The 16,538-nt window shown below is 68.0% G+C and carries 17 protein-coding genes; 8 read left to right on the top strand and 9 right to left on the bottom strand.

The features are described from left to right. Positions 1–33: 33 nt before the first annotated feature. Positions 34–1,368: a solute carrier family 23 protein gene (locus B5F73_RS02485; protein ID WP_087225960.1), complete on the bottom strand. Its 1,335-nt coding sequence runs from the start codon at positions 1,366–1,368 to the stop codon at positions 34–36. Positions 1,369–1,663: 295 nt separating this feature from the next. Between B5F73_RS02485 and B5F73_RS02480 the strand changes: the two genes are divergently transcribed. Continuing rightward, positions 1,664–2,317 (top strand): helix-turn-helix transcriptional regulator, encoded by a 654-nt coding sequence (locus tag B5F73_RS02480; protein ID WP_087225957.1) that lies wholly within the window; start codon positions 1,664–1,666, stop codon positions 2,315–2,317. 29 nt (positions 2,318–2,346) lie between these two features. On the opposite strand, the gene B5F73_RS02475 is transcribed toward B5F73_RS02480, so the two are convergent. Together B5F73_RS02475 and B5F73_RS02470 are read right to left on the bottom strand one after the other, a co-directional pair. Continuing rightward, positions 2,347–2,766, bottom strand: a complete 420-nt coding sequence (locus B5F73_RS02475) for a PIN domain-containing protein (protein WP_087225954.1) — start codon at positions 2,764–2,766, stop codon at positions 2,347–2,349. Next, positions 2,759–3,046 carry a type II toxin-antitoxin system Phd/YefM family antitoxin gene (locus tag B5F73_RS02470; protein ID WP_087225951.1) on the bottom strand — a complete coding sequence of 96 codons (288 nt, stop codon included), beginning with the start codon at positions 3,044–3,046 and terminating at the stop codon, positions 2,759–2,761. Before B5F73_RS02470 ends, B5F73_RS02475 begins: the two co-directional genes overlap by 8 nt. A gap of 190 nt (positions 3,047–3,236) precedes the next feature. Here B5F73_RS02470 and B5F73_RS02465 point away from each other — a divergent pair, with 190 nt between their 5' ends. Beyond that, on the top strand, positions 3,237–3,818 hold the full coding sequence (locus tag B5F73_RS02465) for a hypothetical protein (protein WP_239379773.1): 582 nt from the start codon (positions 3,237–3,239) through the stop codon (positions 3,816–3,818). Here B5F73_RS02465 and B5F73_RS02460 read toward each other — a convergent pair. The 5 genes from B5F73_RS02460 to B5F73_RS02440 all read right to left on the bottom strand — a co-directional run bounded on the left by B5F73_RS02460 (position 3,815) and on the right by B5F73_RS02440 (position 9,775). Continuing rightward, the gene (locus B5F73_RS02460; protein ID WP_239379772.1) at positions 3,815–4,768 is read right to left on the bottom strand and encodes a YitT family protein; all 954 of its coding nucleotides are present in this window, start codon (positions 4,766–4,768) and stop codon (positions 3,815–3,817) included. The two genes, B5F73_RS02465 and B5F73_RS02460, sit on opposite strands and share 4 nt — an antisense overlap. A gap of 189 nt (positions 4,769–4,957) precedes the next feature. Continuing rightward, positions 4,958–6,466: an Asp-tRNA(Asn)/Glu-tRNA(Gln) amidotransferase subunit GatB gene (gatB, locus tag B5F73_RS02455; protein ID WP_087225945.1), complete on the bottom strand. Its 1,509-nt coding sequence runs from the start codon at positions 6,464–6,466 to the stop codon at positions 4,958–4,960. Then, a complete protein-coding gene (gene gatA, locus B5F73_RS02450) occupies positions 6,463–7,971 on the bottom strand; it encodes an Asp-tRNA(Asn)/Glu-tRNA(Gln) amidotransferase subunit GatA (protein WP_087225942.1) in 1,509 nt (502 codons plus the stop codon). The genes gatB and gatA overlap by 4 nt, the downstream gene beginning before the upstream one ends. Continuing rightward, positions 7,971–8,288 (bottom strand): Asp-tRNA(Asn)/Glu-tRNA(Gln) amidotransferase subunit GatC, encoded by a 318-nt coding sequence (gene gatC / locus B5F73_RS02445; protein WP_087225939.1) that lies wholly within the window; start codon positions 8,286–8,288, stop codon positions 7,971–7,973. The genes gatA and gatC overlap by 1 nt, the downstream gene beginning before the upstream one ends. Positions 8,289–8,803: 515 nt before the next feature. Beyond that, entirely contained in the window at positions 8,804–9,775 is a 972-nt protein-coding gene (locus B5F73_RS02440) for a bile acid:sodium symporter (protein WP_087225936.1), read from the bottom strand. 254 nt (positions 9,776–10,029) lie between these two features. Between B5F73_RS02440 and sufC the strand changes: the two genes are divergently transcribed. The 6 genes from sufC to B5F73_RS02410 are packed head-to-tail and all read left to right on the top strand — an operon-like array spanning position 10,030 to position 15,394. Continuing rightward, on the top strand, positions 10,030–10,815 hold the full coding sequence (gene sufC / locus B5F73_RS02435) for a Fe-S cluster assembly ATPase SufC (protein WP_087225935.1): 786 nt from the start codon (positions 10,030–10,032) through the stop codon (positions 10,813–10,815). Further along, on the top strand, positions 10,812–12,233 hold the full coding sequence (gene sufB, locus B5F73_RS02430) for a Fe-S cluster assembly protein SufB (protein ID WP_087225932.1): 1,422 nt from the start codon (positions 10,812–10,814) through the stop codon (positions 12,231–12,233). Before sufC ends, sufB begins: the two co-directional genes overlap by 4 nt. Beyond that, positions 12,233–13,291 carry a SufD family Fe-S cluster assembly protein gene (locus B5F73_RS02425; RefSeq protein WP_087226792.1) on the top strand — a complete coding sequence of 353 codons (1,059 nt, stop codon included), beginning with the start codon at positions 12,233–12,235 and terminating at the stop codon, positions 13,289–13,291. The genes sufB and B5F73_RS02425 overlap by 1 nt, the downstream gene beginning before the upstream one ends. Before the next feature lie 3 nt (positions 13,292–13,294). After that, entirely contained in the window at positions 13,295–14,530 is a 1,236-nt protein-coding gene (locus tag B5F73_RS02420) for a SufS family cysteine desulfurase (protein WP_087225929.1), read from the top strand. Beyond that, a complete protein-coding gene (gene sufU, locus B5F73_RS02415) occupies positions 14,517–14,951 on the top strand; it encodes a Fe-S cluster assembly sulfur transfer protein SufU (RefSeq protein WP_087225926.1) in 435 nt (144 codons plus the stop codon). Before B5F73_RS02420 ends, sufU begins: the two co-directional genes overlap by 14 nt. A gap of 2 nt (positions 14,952–14,953) precedes the next feature. Next, positions 14,954–15,394, top strand: coding sequence for an Rrf2 family transcriptional regulator (locus B5F73_RS02410; protein WP_087225923.1), 441 nt, complete (start codon positions 14,954–14,956; stop codon positions 15,392–15,394). A gap of 169 nt (positions 15,395–15,563) precedes the next feature. On the opposite strand, the gene fba is transcribed toward B5F73_RS02410, so the two are convergent. Further along, positions 15,564–16,436 carry a class II fructose-1,6-bisphosphate aldolase gene (gene fba, locus B5F73_RS02405; protein WP_087226790.1) on the bottom strand — a complete coding sequence of 291 codons (873 nt, stop codon included), beginning with the start codon at positions 16,434–16,436 and terminating at the stop codon, positions 15,564–15,566. Between the last annotated feature and the right edge of the window lie 102 nt (positions 16,437–16,538).

Here is a 16,538-nt window from a genome sequence, read left to right as displayed (position 1 = left end):
GCGAGAAGACCGGTCTTCTCGCCCCTCTTTTTGCTAGGCCTCCGGCTTGGGGAGGATCAGGTTGAGGATGATGGCCATGAGCGCGGCCGGGGTGATGGCGTTGGAACCGATAACAGTGGTCACCCAGCTGGGCATGCCCTCGCCCGCGAGGCAGCCCGACGCCATCCAGATGCCCAGGCCAAAGACCACCGAGGTGCCCACGATCGTGGTGACGCGCGGGGTGAGGCCGTCCTTGGTGAACATGCGGACGCCGTTCATGGTGATGGTGCCAAAGACACCCACCGTGGCACCGCCGATGACCGGCTGCGGGATGGCCGTGAGCAGCGCGGAGAGCTGAGGCAGCAGGCCAGCCGCGGCAAAGACCGCCGCCACGGTCACGAAGACCCACTTGTTGACGACCTTGTTGGAGCAGATGATGCCCACGTTCTGGCCAAGCGCGGAGGTGGGCAGGCCGCCGATGAAGGCGGAGACGAGCGAGGTGCAGCCCTGGGAGACGATGGCGCCGGAGAGCTCGCGCTCGTCGGGCATGCGGTCCATGGCGCCGAGGCAGGCCGCGGAGACGTCGCCGATGACCTGGATGGCCACCATCGGGTAGACCACGGCGAGCGTGATGCAGACCTCGGGGTGGAACTCGATCGCGTACGGCATGATCTTGGGGAACGCGAAGATGCCGGCGGAGCCCACGGCGGAGAAGTCGAGCATGCCGAAGGGCGCGGACACGATGATGCCGGCGATCATGCCAAAGAAGACGCTGCCGAGCTTGAGGGTGCCCTTGGCGAAGTTGTTGAGGCCAAAGACCACGGCAAACGTGACCAGGGCCACGCACCAGGCCTGCGGGGTGCCCCACAGCGGCGTGCCCTCGCCGCCGGCCATGTACTTGATGGCCGTCGGGTAGAGCGAGACGCCGATCGTGAAGATCACCGTGCCGGTGACGACCGGCGGGAAGAAGGCCTTGAGCTTGCCGTAGAAGATGCCAAAGAGGATGGCCGCGATGCCGCCCACGATCTCGCCGCCGAGCAGGGCGCCAAAGGAGAACGTGGCGCCCATGGCCTGGAGCGCGGGCAGGAACGCAAACGAGACGCCCATGACGATCGGCAGGTTGCCGCCGATGCGACGGAACGGCGCGAAGGCCTGCAGCGCCGTGTCGATGGCGGAGAGGATCAGCGCGACCTGGATGATGTCGGTCTTCTCCTGGGCAGTGAAGTTGAACGTGGCCGCGATGAGGATCGCGGGCGTGATGATGCCGGCGAAGGACGCCAGCACATGCTGGAGGGCGCAGGGCAGCATCTCGCCGATGGGCGGCATCCCCTCGCGCTGGAACAGGATCGCGGAGGACCCCTTCTCCTCCACCGCTTGCGTCTTCGCCATAATCGTCCTCTCCACGATGCTCCGACTATGTTTCGATAGTATTGCGCGGGGCGTGCTAACAAATTGTCTGCTTCGATGAAAATCTGTTAGACGGTAGGTTGCGGGGCGTGAGCGGTCGGGCTCTCGGCAGCCTCCAAAAAGTTTTCGTTGTCCTCGCGTTGATATAACGCGACGTCAGGACGTTCTTCTCGGCCTCACCGGCCCTCTCGGGCGCGGGCGGGACCAAACAAAAAGTTTGGCTGGCTTCCCTTTTCGGGTACCATCTCTCTCGTTCACACAATGCGAGGAGAACGACATGACCGAGACACAGCTCGACTTCTACAAGCGACTCGCCCACGCGCTCGCGCTGCAGTTTGGCAGCGGGTGCGAGGTCGTCGTCCACGACCTCGAGACGACCGACCCCAGCCACTCGATCGTCGCGATTGAGAACGGCCACGTCACCGGCCGCAAGCTCGGCGACGGGCCGAGCCACGTGGTGCTGGAGGCGCTGCATGCCGGCACCGAGCGCCTGGAGGACCGCCTCGCCTACCTCACCAAGACCGCCGACGGCAAGATCCTCAAGTCCTCGACGGTCTTCATCCGCGACGACGCCGGCCGCACCGTGGGCATCTTCGCCGTCAACTACGACATCACGGTCCTGCGCGCCGCCGCCGACGTGATCGGCGGGCTCGTGGGCACCGAGCCGGACGCCCCGCGCGAGCCGGAGCCGATCGTGCGCAGCGTGGCGGACCTGCTGGACGACCTCATCGAGCAGAGCGTCCAGCTCGTGGGCACGCCCGTGGCGCTCATGACCAAGGAGGAGAAGGTCCGCGCGATCCGCTACCTCAACGACACCGGCGCGTTCCTCATCACCAAGAGCGGCCCCAAGGTCTGCAAGTACTTCGGGATCTCCAAGTACACTCTGTACAACTACCTCGACGAGGCGCGCTCGGGCGAGAAGGACGCGTAGGCAGGCGCTTCCGGAGCGCTTTCGGGGCGCTACTCGAGCGCGGCGCAGTACGTGCGGGCATCCATGCCGGGGACGTGCGACCCACGATAGGCCGACGCGTCGCGCGTGACGATCGCCTCGGCGCCCAGAAGCTCCGCCGTCGCACGGACGATGCCGTCCTCGAGATCCGGCTCGTCCGACGCGAAGGCCGCGTCCAGGACGGGACCCGTAAGCTCCGCCACCTCCATCAGCGCCCGGAAGTCGTCCAGTCGCGCCCGCACGAGCGCCTCGTCGTGATAGTGGCGACACAGGATGTAATAGGCGTCCTTGATGCCGGCCGCAAGGATCACGGGCGTCCTGTCCTCCGAGGAGAGCAGCGCCTCAAGCAGGTCGACGGCATCGTGGTGCCTCTCGCGCGTCGCGCTGAGGTAGTCGAGGATGATGTTGGTGTCGAGCACGACCCTAGCCAAAGCGCCTCACCCTCTCCTCGTCGAGCAGCTCGCGGTCGCTCTTGTCCGCCTCCCAATCCGGCTCACGCGAGACATCCCGCTCGATGGAGGCAGTGAGCGCATGAAAGCGCTCGAGACGCGCGCGGCGGCTGGCCGCCTCGGGATCGGCCGGGTGGATGGTGACCCACGGCCTGTTGTTCTTGAGCACCACGAGCGTTGACCCCAGCTCGTTGACCTGCGCGGTCAGCTCGCTGAATCGGTTCTTCGCCTCACGGACGCCCACCGCAGAAAGCTCCGTCATGTCACCCTCCCTCACTGTAGCTACAGTATACCCTTTTGTGGCCACATTACGAGGACACCGCAGAGCCCCACGAATGTGTGCGAGATGTAAGTTCACCGTCATTCTCGCCACCGCGCCCGCCCCTTGGACCTAGGTTGGAAGGGAGTCGGGACACCCCTTTGGGCGAGAAGAACGACGGGAGATGATGGGGATGCGCAACGCGAGGACCCTGTCGGGCGTGCTGGGCATCGTCGCCGGAGCGCTGGCGCTCTTTGGGACCGTGGCCGTCGTGGGCGTGGAGCTCCCGCTCGCGACCATGCCGCTCTCGGTGGGCAGGCTGGCGGACACGCTGCTCACCGTCTCGGAGCCGCTGCAAAGCATGCCGCTCGTCGGGGAGCGCGTCGCGCAGGTCGTCGCCTTCCTGCAGAGCGCCTCCGGCGGGAGCCTCGCCGCCCTGCTGTGGGCGCTCAGCATCGGGCACGTGGCCGTGTGCGTGACCGCCATCACCCTCGCGGCGCTCGGCCTCCGGGACACGGGCCGCACCTGGCAGCTCGCGGTGGCGGGCGCGCTCGTGGCGGCCGACGTCATCGCGGTCCTCATCCTCTGCTCGGTCATGAACTGGCAGCTCTACCTGGTGGTCCGCTCGGTCGCGCAGGGCAATCCGTGGGCCGTGGGGCGCGGGGTCGCGGGGCTCGAGCTCACGCTCACCCCGGGACTCGGCCTCGCCATCGGCGGCTTTTCCGGCGGGTACGCGCTCGCGCAGGCGCTTCTCGCCCGACGCCGCGCCAGCTAGTTCACGCCGCGGAAGCCGCGACCGATGATCTCGGAGCTGCTCACGATCGTGATGAAGGCGCTCGGGTCCTGCGCGCGCACAAAGAGCCGCAGCCGCATGGCCTCACGGCGCGAGAGCACGCTGGTGAGAATCGTCTGGCGCTTGCCGGAGTACGCGCCCCAGCCAAAGGTCACCGTGGCGGTGCGGCCCAGCTTCTTGACGATGAACTCCTCCACGTCGCGCGGATGGTCGCAGATGACCTGGCAGACTTTGCGCTGGCGGATCGACTCGATGAAGCCATCCACCACGAAGGTCTTGCCGATGAGCGCGAGCACGCAGTAGAGGCCCACGCGCGGCCCGTAGAGTCCGATCGCCGCCACGACCACGGCCACGTCCACGGCAAAGAGCGCCTTGCCGATCTCCAGGTCCGTGCGCTTGCGCAGAATCATGGCCAGGATGTCCGTGCCGCCGGTGGACGCGCCGATGTCAAAGACCAGCGCCGAGCCCACGGCCGGCAGCAGCACCGCAAAGCAGACATCAAGCCAGAGGTCGCCGGTGATGGAGGTCGTGACCGGCATCAGCCACTCAAAGAGCGACGTATAGCCCGAAAGCGCGAAGGACGCGAACGCGCTCCACAGCACCGCCTTGCGCTCCAGGAATACCAGGCCGAGAAGGACGAGCACGGCGTTCAGGATCCACATGTACGCAGAGACGGGAAGCACTGGCAGTGCCGTGTTGAGCAGGATCGCAAAGCCCGTGGTGCCGCCGAAGGCTAGGTGGTTGGGCGTCTTGAAGAGCACGAGCGCGACCGCCGTAAGGATGAGTCCCGCATTGAGCAGGGCAAAGAACTGCGGGAAGCTGTAGGCCATGCGCTGCCGCGAGAGCTTCTCCGCCCGACGCGCCTCGTCGGGCGTCATCTCCTCCGCGACCGGCTCCACGCCCTCCGCGACCTGCCCGTCCTTCTCACCCACCGCAGCACCTCCCGTGCACGTCAACTCCCTCGCCCCGGAAGTCTAGCAGCCCAACCCCAACTGTGGGAGCGTCTCTCGAGAAGTACGGGCGGACAGGCGGGGCGACCCCGCCCCTTTGTTAAGCGGGACCTTCCGCGCAGCGCAGTCCCGCGTACGAAGGGGCGGGGTCGCCCCGCCTGTCCCGGGCCCCTACGACTCGAGCCGCTCCGCCAGCATCTTGTTGAAGGCCTTGGGGTTGCCGGAGCCCTTGGCCGCCTTCATGCACTGCCCAACGAGGAACCCGAGCACCTTCTTGTTGCCGTCGCGGTACTGCTGGACCTGGTCGGTGCAGCGCGCGAGCACCTCGTCCACGATGGCGCCGAGCGCGCCCTCGTCGGTGGACTGGCGCATGCCGTGGGCGTCCACGTAGGCGGCCGGGTCCTCGCTGGTGCCATTGACCGCGTCGAGCACCTCGCGCGCCTGGGCGAACGTGATCGCGTCCTCGGCGAGAAGCGCCGAGAGGCTCGCGACCTGCGCCGGCGTGAGGGCGTCGTAGCTGGGGACGAGGTTCACCATGACTTTGGCCACGGTCTCCACGTCCTTCTCGCCCGCCACAGAAAGCGTCTCCTCGAAGAAGGCCGCGACCGCCGGGTCGCCCGCGAGCTGGGCGGCGTCGGCGCGCTTGAGGCCAAAGTCGGACATGTAGCGGTCGCGCTTGGCGTCCGGCAGCTCCGGGATGCGCGCGCGGCAGCGGTCGATGAACTCGTCCGTGAGGTCGAAGGGCGCGAGGTCCGGGTCCGGGAAGAGGCGGTAGTCGTCCGCGGTCTCCTTGACGCGCATGACCACGGTGCGGCGCCGCGAGGGCTCCCAGTGGCGCGTCTCCTGGTAGACGATACCGCCCTCCTCGAGTACCTCGGCCTGGCGGCAGATCTCGTACTCGAGCGCGTCGTGCAGGCTCTTGAACGAGTTGATGTTCTTCATCTCGGTCTTGGTGCCAAACTCCGTGGTGCCGCGGCGGCGCAGCGAGATGTTGCCGTCGCAGCGCATCGAGCCGCTCTCGAGCGAGCAGTCGGAGATGCCGAGCGTGAGGAACGTCTGGCGCAGCTTCTCCATGAAGAGGCGGGCCTCCTCGGGCGTGCGCAGGTCGGGCTCGGTGACGAGCTCGATCAGCGGCGTGCCGCAGCGGTTGTAGTCGATGAGGGACTCGGTGGCCGCAGTGATGCGGCCCTCCTCGCCGCCCACGTGCACCATCTTGGCGGCGTCCTCCTCCATGTGGATGCGCAGGATGCGGATGGGCGCAACGTAGCCGCCGTCGGCGTCCTTCTCGACCGTGTCATCCGGGCGCTCCTTGGCGCCGGCGCCGGAGACCTCCAGGTCCAGGTGGCCGTGCATGCAAAACGCCACGGGACCCTGCGTGGTCTGGAAGTTCTTGGCCATGTCCGGGTAGAAGTAGTGCTTCCGGTAGAACATGGAGTGGCGCATGATCTCACAGTTGGTGGCCAGACCCGCCATGACGATCGACTCGATGGCCTTCTCGTTGGGCACGGGCAGCGCACCCGGCATGCCCAGGCAGACGGGGCAGACGTTGGTGTTGGGCTCGTCGTCGTGGGAGAGGCGGCAGTTGCAGAACATCTTGGTCTCGAGCGTGGTGAGCTCGGTGTGAACCTCGAGGCCGATCACGGCCTCCCAGTCTCTCAGGACCTCGGCGAGCTTCTTCATGCGAGCTCACCCCCCTTCCCGGCAAACGAGGGCGCTACGGGGGCCCCGGAGCCACCGTCGGCCGAGTTGGACCGCTCGATCGCACGCGCAAACGTGAGCAGCGTGGCGTCGGCGAAGGCCGGGCCCTGGAGCTGCGCAGAGACGGGCAGGCCGGAGGTGGCGCCCAGGCCCAGCGGCACGGAGACGCCACCGTTGCCGACGATGTTGTTGGAGATCGTGAACAGATCCGACGCATACATCTGCGTGGGGTCGCTCATCTCGCCAAACTTGAACGCCGTGCGCGGCGCAGCCGGCATGAGGATGACGTCGCACTGCTCGTAGGCGCGGGCGTAGTCGGCCGTGATGAGGGTGCGGACCTGCTGCGCCGGGTAGTAGTACGTGTCGTAGGTGCCGCTGGAGAGGAGGTAGGCGCCCAGCATCTGGCGGCGCTTGGCCTCCTCGCCAAAGCCGTGCGCGCGGGAGAGCGAGGTCTGCTCGGCCAGCGTGGCGCAGCCCTGCTCCTGGTAGCCGTAGCGCACGCCGTCAAAGCGCGCGAGGTTGGAGAAGGCCTCGCACGGCGCGATCACGTAGTAGGCCGCGATGGCGGAGGCGATGTTGGGGAGGTCCACCTCCACGAGCTCGGCGCCCTGGTCCTGCAGCGCGCGGCCGGCGGCGTTCACGGCGTCGCGGACCTCTTCGGTGAGGCCGGCGGCCTCCATGAGGGCGGGCACCACGCCCACACGACGACCCTCGATGGGGTCGTTCAGGTGGGCGAGAAAATCAACGTCGACCGGCTGGCTCGTGGAGTCCCACGGGTCGCGCCCGCCGGCAGTGAGCGCGTTCATGGCCAGGGCAACGTCCTCGACGCTGCGGCCGAAGGGGCCGACCTGGTCAAGCGAGGAGCCAAAGGCCACCACGCCGTAGCGGCTGACCGCGCCGTAGGTGGGCTTCATGCCCACGACGCCGCAGAGCGAAGCCGGCTGGCGGATGGAGCCGCCGGTGTCGGAGCCCAGGGAGACCGTGACCTCGCCGGCGGCGACGGCCGCAGCCGAGCCGCCCGAGGAGCCGCCCGGGACGCGCCCCGTGTCCCACGGGTTGGCCGTGGGGTGGAAGGCCGAGGACTCGGTGGAGCTGCCGAAGGCGAACTCGTCCATGTTGGTCTTGCCCACGGGCGTGGCGCCGGCGTCGAGCATGCGCTGGACGCAGGTGGCCGTGAACGTGGACTCGTAGTTCTCGAGCATGCGCGAGGCGCAGGTGGTGCGGGTGCCCACGAGGTGCATGTTGTCCTTGAAGGCCACGGGAACGCCGGCGAGCGGACCGAGCTTCTCGCCCGCCGCGCGGGCCTTGTCGGTCGCCTCGGCGGCCGCGAGCGCGAGGTCTGCGGAGACCTGCAGGAACGCCTTGACCTCGCCGTCGCGGGCCTCCACGGCGTCAAGCGCCGCCCGGGCCACCTCGGTCGCGGTGAAGTCGCCGTTTGCGACGCCCGCCGCGATCTCACGCGCGGAGAGCTGGTCGAAGTTTGCCATCAGCGGTCACCCCCCTGGTCGCCGAGGATGGACGGCACGCGGAAGCTGCGGTCGCGGGATGCGCCGGCGTTCCTGAGCGCCACGTCCACGCTCAGGTGGCGCACCTCGGTGTCCGGCACGTCGTCGGCCATCACGTTGGAGAGGTCGCCGATGGGGTGGAACGTTGGCTCGACGCCCTCGAGGTCGTACTGGCGGATGGGCTCCAGCAGGTCGATCGCGCTGTTCATGTACGCGGTCATCTCGTCGAGCTCCTCGGGCGTGAGCGCGATGCGCGCGTAGTCCGCGATGCCCGCGACGTCTTCTCTGGTAAGGGGCATGGGTCCTCCTATCTTGACTGCGCACCATTCTACGACAGGGCGCGGACGGAGCACCCGCGCGGCGGGTCGGCCGTATCCCCTCCGAAACAGGGCGTCGCGGCCCTTCTCGCCCCGTGGCCCTTCTCACCCGCCGCCTTGCCCCACGCTTTCGCCGAGTGTACGAGTTACCCGCCAACCACGAGCAAAAATCGTCATCGGTACGTATGTTTCAGCAGATAATACATGTCCATATGCTCATATATTCACGAGAAAATCGGCTAACTCGTACACTCGATGAGCGATGAGGAGGGGGTGAGGCAACGAATCCCGCACCCGCCGCGCCTCAACCTTACGAAAGTGAAAGCCGGCAGTAAGCCGCGTCGATGGCTCTGCGGGCGCGCCCCTGCGAGGATTGACCCAGCAACCACGAGGGAGGTCACCATGAAGAAGCTCATCTTCATCGCGCTGGTCGTCATCGCCGGGCTCGCGGTCATCCTCGACGACGGCAAGCCGCGCCCGCGGATGTACCGCCACCACTAGGCCCCGTGCCCGTCCCCCGCGCGCCCGGCGCGCCGCAGCCGCCGCAGCAGGCTGCCAAAGAGCGAGGCGAGCACCTGCTGGAAGAGCGTCCCTATGACCACGGGGAACATCACTTCGCCGGGGAAGTACTCCCCCGCGATCACGGCGCCGGCCGAGATGTTGCGCATCCCCACGAGGAAGGTCATCGAGGCCGTCTGGTCGTCCGGGCAGCGCAGCGCCCGCGCGGCGAGAAGCCCGAGCGCGTAGCCGCACGACGCGAACGCGGCGATGAAGACCGCCACCGCGACGAGCGTCGGCGTGAGGTGGCGCACGTAGGGCGCCACGCCGGTGGAGTTGCTCAGGATCACCAGCACGAGCGCGATCTTGGCAGCCGGGGCGATGACCGGAGAGAGCTCGCGCGCCGCCCACCCGCGCGAGAGGTCGTTCGCCGCCGTGCCCACAAGCGCCGGCAGCGCGATCGAGACCGCCATCTCCCCCATCATCCGCGCCGCGTCGACCTCGACCGTCTGGCCGAGAAGGACATGCAGGGTGAGCGGGATCGTGACGGGCGCGGCAACCGTGGAGACGAGGATCGTGGCGAGCGAGAGCGCCGGGTCGCCGCCGAGCATGTTGGTCCACATGGCGGCGACCACCGCCACGGGCACGCAGTACTCGAGCACGATGCCGCACACGAGGTTGGGGTCGGAGCCAAAGAGCGCCGTTGCGAGCGCGCACGCCACGACGGGCATGGCGACCGTGGCCAGCACCAGAGAGACGAGCATCGGCGCCGGGTGGCGCGCCGTCCGCGCGAGGTTGCCAAAGGTGTTGGAGAGCGCGCTCTGGAACGTCATGAACGCGAAGAAGGGCGTCACGAACGGGTGGAGGATGACGTCGACCTGCGGAAACAGCACGCCAAGCGCCACGCATACAGGCGAGACGAACGCCATGTGGCTCCCGATGAAGCCGCCGAGCCGCTTCCACGCGTCCATCCCGAGAACCACCTCCCTTGCGTCGAGCGCCCGCGCACATGGTACTTCTCGGCCGTGAGACGCCCCGCAGCCGTAACGCGTCCGCAAAGGGGCGTGCACTCCGGCCCGCCTGAAATGCCCCCAAGCTAGTAGGAATTGTTGCGAAGCCACGTTTTTCTCGGCTGAGGCCTTGCCTTTAATTCCCCACTCATTACTATGAATTAGGCAAAAAAGACGCGGCGCCCGCGGGCCCGCGAGGAGAAAGGCAGACCACCATGGCCACCCAGCTGCTCACCGTGAGCAACCTCTCGGCGGGAACCGAGGACAAGCCCATCCTGCACGGCGTCGACCTGGCCGTGGGCGCCGGCGAGTGCCACGTCCTCATGGGCCCCAACGGCGCCGGCAAGTCCACGCTCGGCCACGTCATCATGGGCGACCCCGCCTACCGCGTGACCTCCGGCAGCATCGAGTTCGACGGCGCCGACGTCACCGAGCTCTCGGCCGACAAGCGCTCGCTCGCCGGCATCTTCCTCTCCTACCAGGCGCCCGTCGAGGTGCCCGGCGTGCCGCTCTACAGCTTCCTGCGCTCGATCTGCCAGATGCGCCCGGAACTCAAGACCACCGCGCGCAAGTTCCGCGAGCGCGTGGGCGCCATCGCCGACCAGCTGGAGCTCGACCAGGGCTTCCTCATGCGCGAGCTCAACGTGGGCTTCTCCGGCGGCGAGAAGAAGAAGATCGAGATGCTGCAGCTCCTTCTGCTCCAGCCCAAGCTGGCCATCCTCGACGAGACCGACTCGGGCCTGGACGTGGACGCCCTGGGCATCGTCTCCCGTGGCATCCAGGCCTATCGCGAGCAGGTGGGCGGCGCGCTGATCGTGATCACGCACAACACGCGCATCCTCGAGCGCCTCGAGGTCGACCGCACCCACGTCATGGTCCACGGCCGCATGGTGGCCGAGGGCCCGGCGGAGCTCATCGCCGACATCGACAGGAACGGCTTCGAGCGCTTCGAGAAGTGCGAGGACTGCGGCGGCTGTCCCATGGTCGGTGATGCCGAGTGAGCGACGAGCGCAAGCGCACGCAGGTCGCCGACGTCGATCGCTCCCTCTACGACTTCACCAAGTCGGAGGAGGGCTACGAGCGCTACGACGACGGCCTGACGCCCGAGATCGTCCGCGCGATCTCCGCCAAGAAGGACGAGCCGGAGTGGATGCTCGAGATGCGCCTGCGCGCACTCGACCTCTACCACGCGCGCGAGATGGCGCCCAACTGGGGCCCGAGCATCGAAGGCCTGGACCTGGACCACATCTCCACGTACGTCTCGCCCAAGACCAAGCAGGCCAAGAGCTGGGACGACGTGCCCGCAGACATCAAGGACACCTTCGAGCGCCTGGGCATCCCCGAGGCCGAGCGCGAGAGCCTCGCCGGCGTGGGCGCCCAGTACGACTCGGAGATCGTCTACCACAACATGCGCGAGGAGGTGGCCGAGCAGGGCGTCATCTACACCACGATCGAGGACGCCCTCCACGACCCCCAGTGGGAGCCGGTGGTGCACGAGTACTTTGGCACGCTGATTCCGCCCACCGACCACAAGTTCGCGGCGCTGCACTACGCCGTATGGAGCGGCGGCTCCTTCGTCTACGTGCCCGCCGGCGTGACGCTGCCCTACCCGCTGCAGAGCTACTTCCGCCTCAACGCCGCCGGCGCGGGCCAGTTTGAGCACACGCTCATCATCGTGGAGCCGGGCGCCGACCTGCACTTCATCGAGGGCTGCTCCGCACCCAAGTACTACGAGGCCAACCTCCACGCCGGTGCTGTGGAGCTCTTCGTGAAGGACGGCGCGCGCCTGCGCTACTCCACGATCGAGAACTGGTCCAAGAACATGTATAACCTCAACACCAAGCGCGCCACCATCGGTGCCGACGCCAAGATGGAGTGGGTCTCCGGCAGCTTTGGCAGCCACGTGAGCTACCTCTACCCCACCACGATCATGGCGGGCGACCGCGGCACCTGCGAGTTCACCGGCATCACGTTCGCCGGCGCCACTCAGGACCTGGACACCGGCTGCAAGGTGATCATGAACGGCGCGGACACCACGGCGTCCGTGAGCACGAAGTCCATCTCCAAGGACGGCGGCGTGAACACGTTCCGCAGCTCCGTGGTGATCGGCCGGCACGCGGACCGCGCACGCTGCAGCGTGAGCTGCCAGAGCCTCATGCTCGACGACATCTCCCGCTCCGACACGATCCCCGCGATGGACGTGCGCAACGCCACCGCGCAGGTAGGTCACGAGGCCACGATCGGCCGCATCTCGGACGACACGGTGCTCTACCTCATGAGCCGCGGCTGCTCCGAGGCCGAGGCGCGCACGCTCGTGGTCAATGGCTTTGCCAACCCCGTCTCCAAGGAGCTCCCGATGGAGTACGCCGTGGAGATGAACAACCTCATCAAGCTCGAGATGGAAGGGGCGATCGGATGATGGCCGAGAAGGACCTGGCGCCCGAGCTCACCCTCGAGCGCGTCAACGTTGCCCCCGCACAGACGTGGAACCGCCTGCGCACGAACGACATCACGCTCACGGTGCCCGCGCGCGGCCGCAAGGGCGACGTGTACTTCTCGCTGCCGCGCCTCTTCGAGGGCGTGGAGTGCGGGATGGGTCGCGAGGTCACCGACTGGGTGGAGTCCCAGGCGAAGGACGCGCGCTACGTGGAGGTCCCGCGCGGCGAGAAGCGCGAGGAGCCGATCGTGGTTGCCGTGGGCTCGGGCGACGTCACCGACACCGGCGTGATGGTCCGCGCCGGCGCCGAGGTCACCGTCGTCGTGGCCGCGGGCGCAGGCGAGAAGGACGGCGAGGCCGGCACGTCCGCGTCCCTCGTGCGCGTGATCGCCGAGGCCGGCGCGCGCGTGCACCTGCACGAGTACGTGGGCGTGGGCGCGGGCCAGCAGCACCTCGAGAGCGTGGGAATCTCCGCGGCGCATGACGCCCGCGTAGACGTGCACCAGTACCTGCTCGGCGGCGGCACCGTCGCGCTGGGCTTTGCCTGCGACCTCGCCGGCGACCACGCCCGTGTGGATCTGGGCTGCCGCTACCACGCCGGCGGCACGGAGGTCCTGGACATCAACGAGATCGTGCGCCAGCACGGCCGCAACACGCGCTCCGAGCTCTCCTACAACGGCGTGCTCGAGGACGCCGCGCGCAAGGGCCTGCGCACCACGATCGACCTTATCCACGGCGCCAAGGGCGCGCAGGGCAACGAGGCAGAGACCGTGCTCGTGCTGGGCGATGACGTGGTCAACAAGACGCTGCCCACGATCCTCTGCGACGAGGACGACGTGGCCGGCAACCATGGCGCCACAATCGGCTCCGTGAGCCCCGAGCAGCTGGCCTACCTCGCCGACCGCGGCCTCTCCCGCGCAGACGCCGAGCGACTCTTCGTGCGCGCCCTCTATGAGGACGCCCTCATGCACGCCCCTTGCGACGAGGCCCGCGCCGTCGTGGAGGCGGGCGCCGGCACCCTGCTCGACGAGGAGGCGTAGGCGATGGACATCCGTCAGAACCCGTATCGCGCGGACTTCCCGCTGCTGGCCGCCCACCCCGAGATCGCGTTTCTCGACAGCGCGGCCACCGCGCAGCGCCCCGCCTGCGCGCTCGACGCCCAGCGCCGCTTCTACGAGACCATGAACGCCAACCCGCTGCGCGGCCTCTACAGCCTCTCCGTGGCGGCCACCGCGGCCATCGCTGACGTCCGCGCGCAGGTCGCCGCCCTCATCGGCGCGCCCGATGCGCGCGACGTGGTCTTCACGCGCAACACGAGCGAGAGCCTGAACCTCGTGGCCAAGTCCTTCTCGCCCTGCGTCCTGGGCCCCGGCGACGAGGTGGCCATCACGATCATGGAGCACCACTCCAACCTGATTCCCTGGCAGGAGGCCTGCCGCGCCGCCGGCGCGCGTCTCGTCTACCTCTACCCCGAGTCCGACGGCACGCTCACGGACGCAGAGATCGCCGAGAAGATCGGGCCGCGCACCAAGATCGTCTCCTGCGCGCACGTCTCCAACGTCATGGGCTGCGAGCTGCCCGTTCGCAAGCTGGCGGACGCCGCGCACGCCGTGGGCGCCATCATGGTCGTGGACGCCGCGCAGTCCGTGCCCCATCTGCGCGTCAACGTGGACGAGCTGGGTGCGGACTTCCTCGCGTTCTCCGGCCACAAGGCGCTCGGCCCGATGGGCGTGGGCGTGCTCTGGGGGCGCCACGACCTTCTCGACCAGATGCCGCCGATGCTCACCGGCGGCGAGATGATCGACTCCGTGCGCGAGCAGGACGCCACGTGGGCGCCCGTGCCCGAGAAGTTCGAGGCCGGCACGCAGGACGCCGCCGGCATCTACGCCACCGGCGCCGCGCTCGCCTACCTCACCGAGACCGTGGGCATGGACGCCGTGGCCGAGCGCGAGGCGGCACTCGTGGCCTATGCGTTCGAGCGCCTGGCGGATCTGGACTTCGTCGATCTTATCGGCAGCGCCGACCCCGCCCGTCACCACGGCGTCATCAGCTTCAACGTGCGCGGCGTCCACCCGCACGACGTGGCGAGCATCCTCGACGCCTCCGGCGTGTGCATCCGCGCAGGCCACCACTGCGCGCAGCCGCTGCTCGCGTGGCTCGGCGTGGAGAACCTCGCGTGCTGCCGCGCGAGCCTCGCGTTCTACAACGACGCCGCCGACGTGGACCGCCTCGTCGACGGCCTGAGCCAGGTCTGGGGGATCTTCCATGGCAGTGACTGACCTCTACAACGCGGCCTTCATGGACCACGTCTCGCACCCCGACTACAAGTACCAGATGGAGGACGCCGACTGCAGCCACGAGGGCGTGAACCCCTCCTGCGGCGACGAGCTCACGTTCTCGGTGCGCTTCGCCGACGACGGCACCATCGAGGAGGCGGCGTTCACCGGACACGGCTGCGCCATCTCGCAGGCGAGCGCCGACATCATGAGCGACCTCATGATCGACAAGACGCCCGAGGAGGCGCGCGAGCTCTGCGCCCTGTTCATGCGCATGGTGCGCGGCGAGGAGACCGACGAGACCGCGCTCGAGGCGCTGGAGGACGGCGTGCTTCTGCGCGACATCGCGCACATGCCGGCGCGCGTGAAGTGCGCCGAGCTCGCCTGGCGCACGCTCGACGAGATGCTCGAGGCGCGGGGGTAGCCATGGCCGGCATGTTCTCGACGAAGGGGATGTACGCGCTGCGCGCGATGGCGGACCTCGCGGCGCACGACGGCTGGGTGTCGCTCGGCGACGTGGCGCGCCGTCAGCACATCTCGCGCAAGTACCTGGAGCAGGTCATCTCCCTCATGCACAAGGCCGGCTACGTGGAGAGCCAACGCGGCAAGGGCGGCGGCTACAAGCTCACGCGCAAGCCGGAGGACTACACGCTCGGCGAGCTCCTGCGCGCCGCGGAGGGGTCGCTCGCGCCCGTGAGCTGCCTCGACTGCACCAACGAGGAGATCTGCCCGCAGGTGGGCACCTGCCCCACCGTGGGCGTCTGGCGCGACCTCGGCCGCGTGACGGCGGGCTACCTGGACTCCAAGACCCTCGCGGACCTCATCCGTCCCGACGGCTCCGATCCCTGCACCGCCAAGCCCATGTAGCCTGACAAAGGTGCCGGGGTTGTTTGTCAGGTTTTTTCCTGACAAACAACCCCGGCACCTTTGTCACCTTTGTCAGGCGAGAAGAACCAACAGATAAAATGGCGCCCGGCCCCGTGCGATGCGGGACCGGGCGCTTGCGTTGCCTATGCGGCGGGCGCGTTCTTCTCGCTTACGCCCAGCCCTTGCCCTCGGAGCCAAACTCGACGATGAGCTCCTTGGTGCGCTCGACGATGGCGTCGCGGCCGGGCTTGAGGAGCTTGCGCGGGTCGTAGCCCTTGCCCTGCTGGTCCTTGCCGGCCTCGATGTAGGCGCGCGTGGCCTCGGCGAAGACGACCTGGAGGTCGGTGTTGACGTTGATCTTGGAGATGCCGAGGGAGATGGCCTTCTGGATCTGCTCGACGGGGATGCCGGTGCCGCCGTGGAGGACGAGCGGCAGGTCGCCGGTCAGGGCCTTGATCTCACCGAGGCGCTCGAAGGAGAGGCCGGCCCAGTTGTCGGGGTAGATGCCGTGGATGTTGCCGATGCCGCAGGCGAGGAAGTCGACGCCCAGGTCGGCGATGGCCTTGCACTGCTGGGGGTCGGCGAGCTCGCCGTTGGAGGCGACGCCGTCCTCGACGCCACCGATGCCGCCAACCTCGGCCTCGACGGAGATGCCCTTGGCGTGGGCGGCCTTGACGACCTCCTCGGTGCGCTTGAGGTTGAGGTCGAAGGTCTCCTCGTGGGAGCCGTCGTACATGACGGAGGTGAAGCCGGCCTCGATGCACTTGAAGACGTCCTCGTAGGTGCCGTGGTCGAGGTGCAGGGCCACGGGCACGGTGATGTTCTTGTCCTCGACGAGCTGCTTCACGATGTCAGCGACGACCTTGTAGCTGATCTGCCACTTGGCGGCGCCGGAGGTGCACTGGATGATGACCGGGGACTGCAGCTCCTCGGCGGCGTCGAGGATCGAGGACGCCCACTCGAGGTTGTTGGTGTTGAACGCGCCGACGGCATAGTGGCCCTTGGCGGCGGCCTGCAGCATGGCAGTAGCGTTGACGAGCATGTTGACCTCCATACGTTGTTGAAAAACGAAGGACAGAACTCCGTCCATTCTACCCCCACGTATGCCGGCGTGTTGCCCGCGGGACGCGCTTTTTCCCGCCGG

It is taken from the genome of Olsenella sp. An270 (assembly GCF_002159735.1).
Lineage (GTDB): Bacteria > Actinomycetota > Coriobacteriia > Coriobacteriales > Atopobiaceae > Thermophilibacter.
The sequence above is the reverse complement of the archived record's forward strand: the minus strand, read 5'-3'. Positions and strand labels throughout refer to the sequence as shown.

Excerpts from the sequence above, each read along its gene's own strand:
- B5F73_RS02485 (WP_087225960.1), bottom strand. The coding sequence starts at position 1,368 with ATGGCGAAGACGCAAGCGGTGGAGGAGAAGGGGTCCTCCGCGATCCTG.
- B5F73_RS02480 (WP_087225957.1), top strand. The coding sequence starts at position 1,664 with ATGACCGAGACACAGCTCGACTTCTACAAGCGACTCGCCCACGCGCTC.
- B5F73_RS02470 (WP_087225951.1), bottom strand. The coding sequence starts at position 3,046 with ATGACGGAGCTTTCTGCGGTGGGCGTCCGTGAGGCGAAGAACCGATTC.
- B5F73_RS02465 (WP_239379773.1), top strand. The coding sequence starts at position 3,237 with ATGCGCAACGCGAGGACCCTGTCGGGCGTGCTGGGCATCGTCGCCGGA.
- gatB (WP_087225945.1), bottom strand. The coding sequence starts at position 6,466 with ATGAAGAAGCTCGCCGAGGTCCTGAGAGACTGGGAGGCCGTGATCGGC.
- gatA (WP_087225942.1), bottom strand. The coding sequence starts at position 7,971 with ATGGCAAACTTCGACCAGCTCTCCGCGCGTGAGATCGCGGCGGGCGTC.
- gatC (WP_087225939.1), bottom strand. The coding sequence starts at position 8,288 with ATGCCCCTTACCAGAGAAGACGTCGCGGGCATCGCGGACTACGCGCGC.
- B5F73_RS02440 (WP_087225936.1), bottom strand. The coding sequence starts at position 9,775 with ATGGACGCGTGGAAGCGGCTCGGCGGCTTCATCGGGAGCCACATGGCG.
- sufC (WP_087225935.1), top strand. The coding sequence starts at position 10,030 with ATGGCCACCCAGCTGCTCACCGTGAGCAACCTCTCGGCGGGAACCGAG.
- B5F73_RS02425 (WP_087226792.1), top strand. The coding sequence starts at position 12,233 with ATGGCCGAGAAGGACCTGGCGCCCGAGCTCACCCTCGAGCGCGTCAAC.
- B5F73_RS02420 (WP_087225929.1), top strand. The coding sequence starts at position 13,295 with ATGGACATCCGTCAGAACCCGTATCGCGCGGACTTCCCGCTGCTGGCC.
- sufU (WP_087225926.1), top strand. The coding sequence starts at position 14,517 with ATGGCAGTGACTGACCTCTACAACGCGGCCTTCATGGACCACGTCTCG.
- B5F73_RS02410 (WP_087225923.1), top strand. The coding sequence starts at position 14,954 with ATGGCCGGCATGTTCTCGACGAAGGGGATGTACGCGCTGCGCGCGATG.
- fba (WP_087226790.1), bottom strand. The coding sequence starts at position 16,436 with ATGCTCGTCAACGCTACTGCCATGCTGCAGGCCGCCGCCAAGGGCCAC.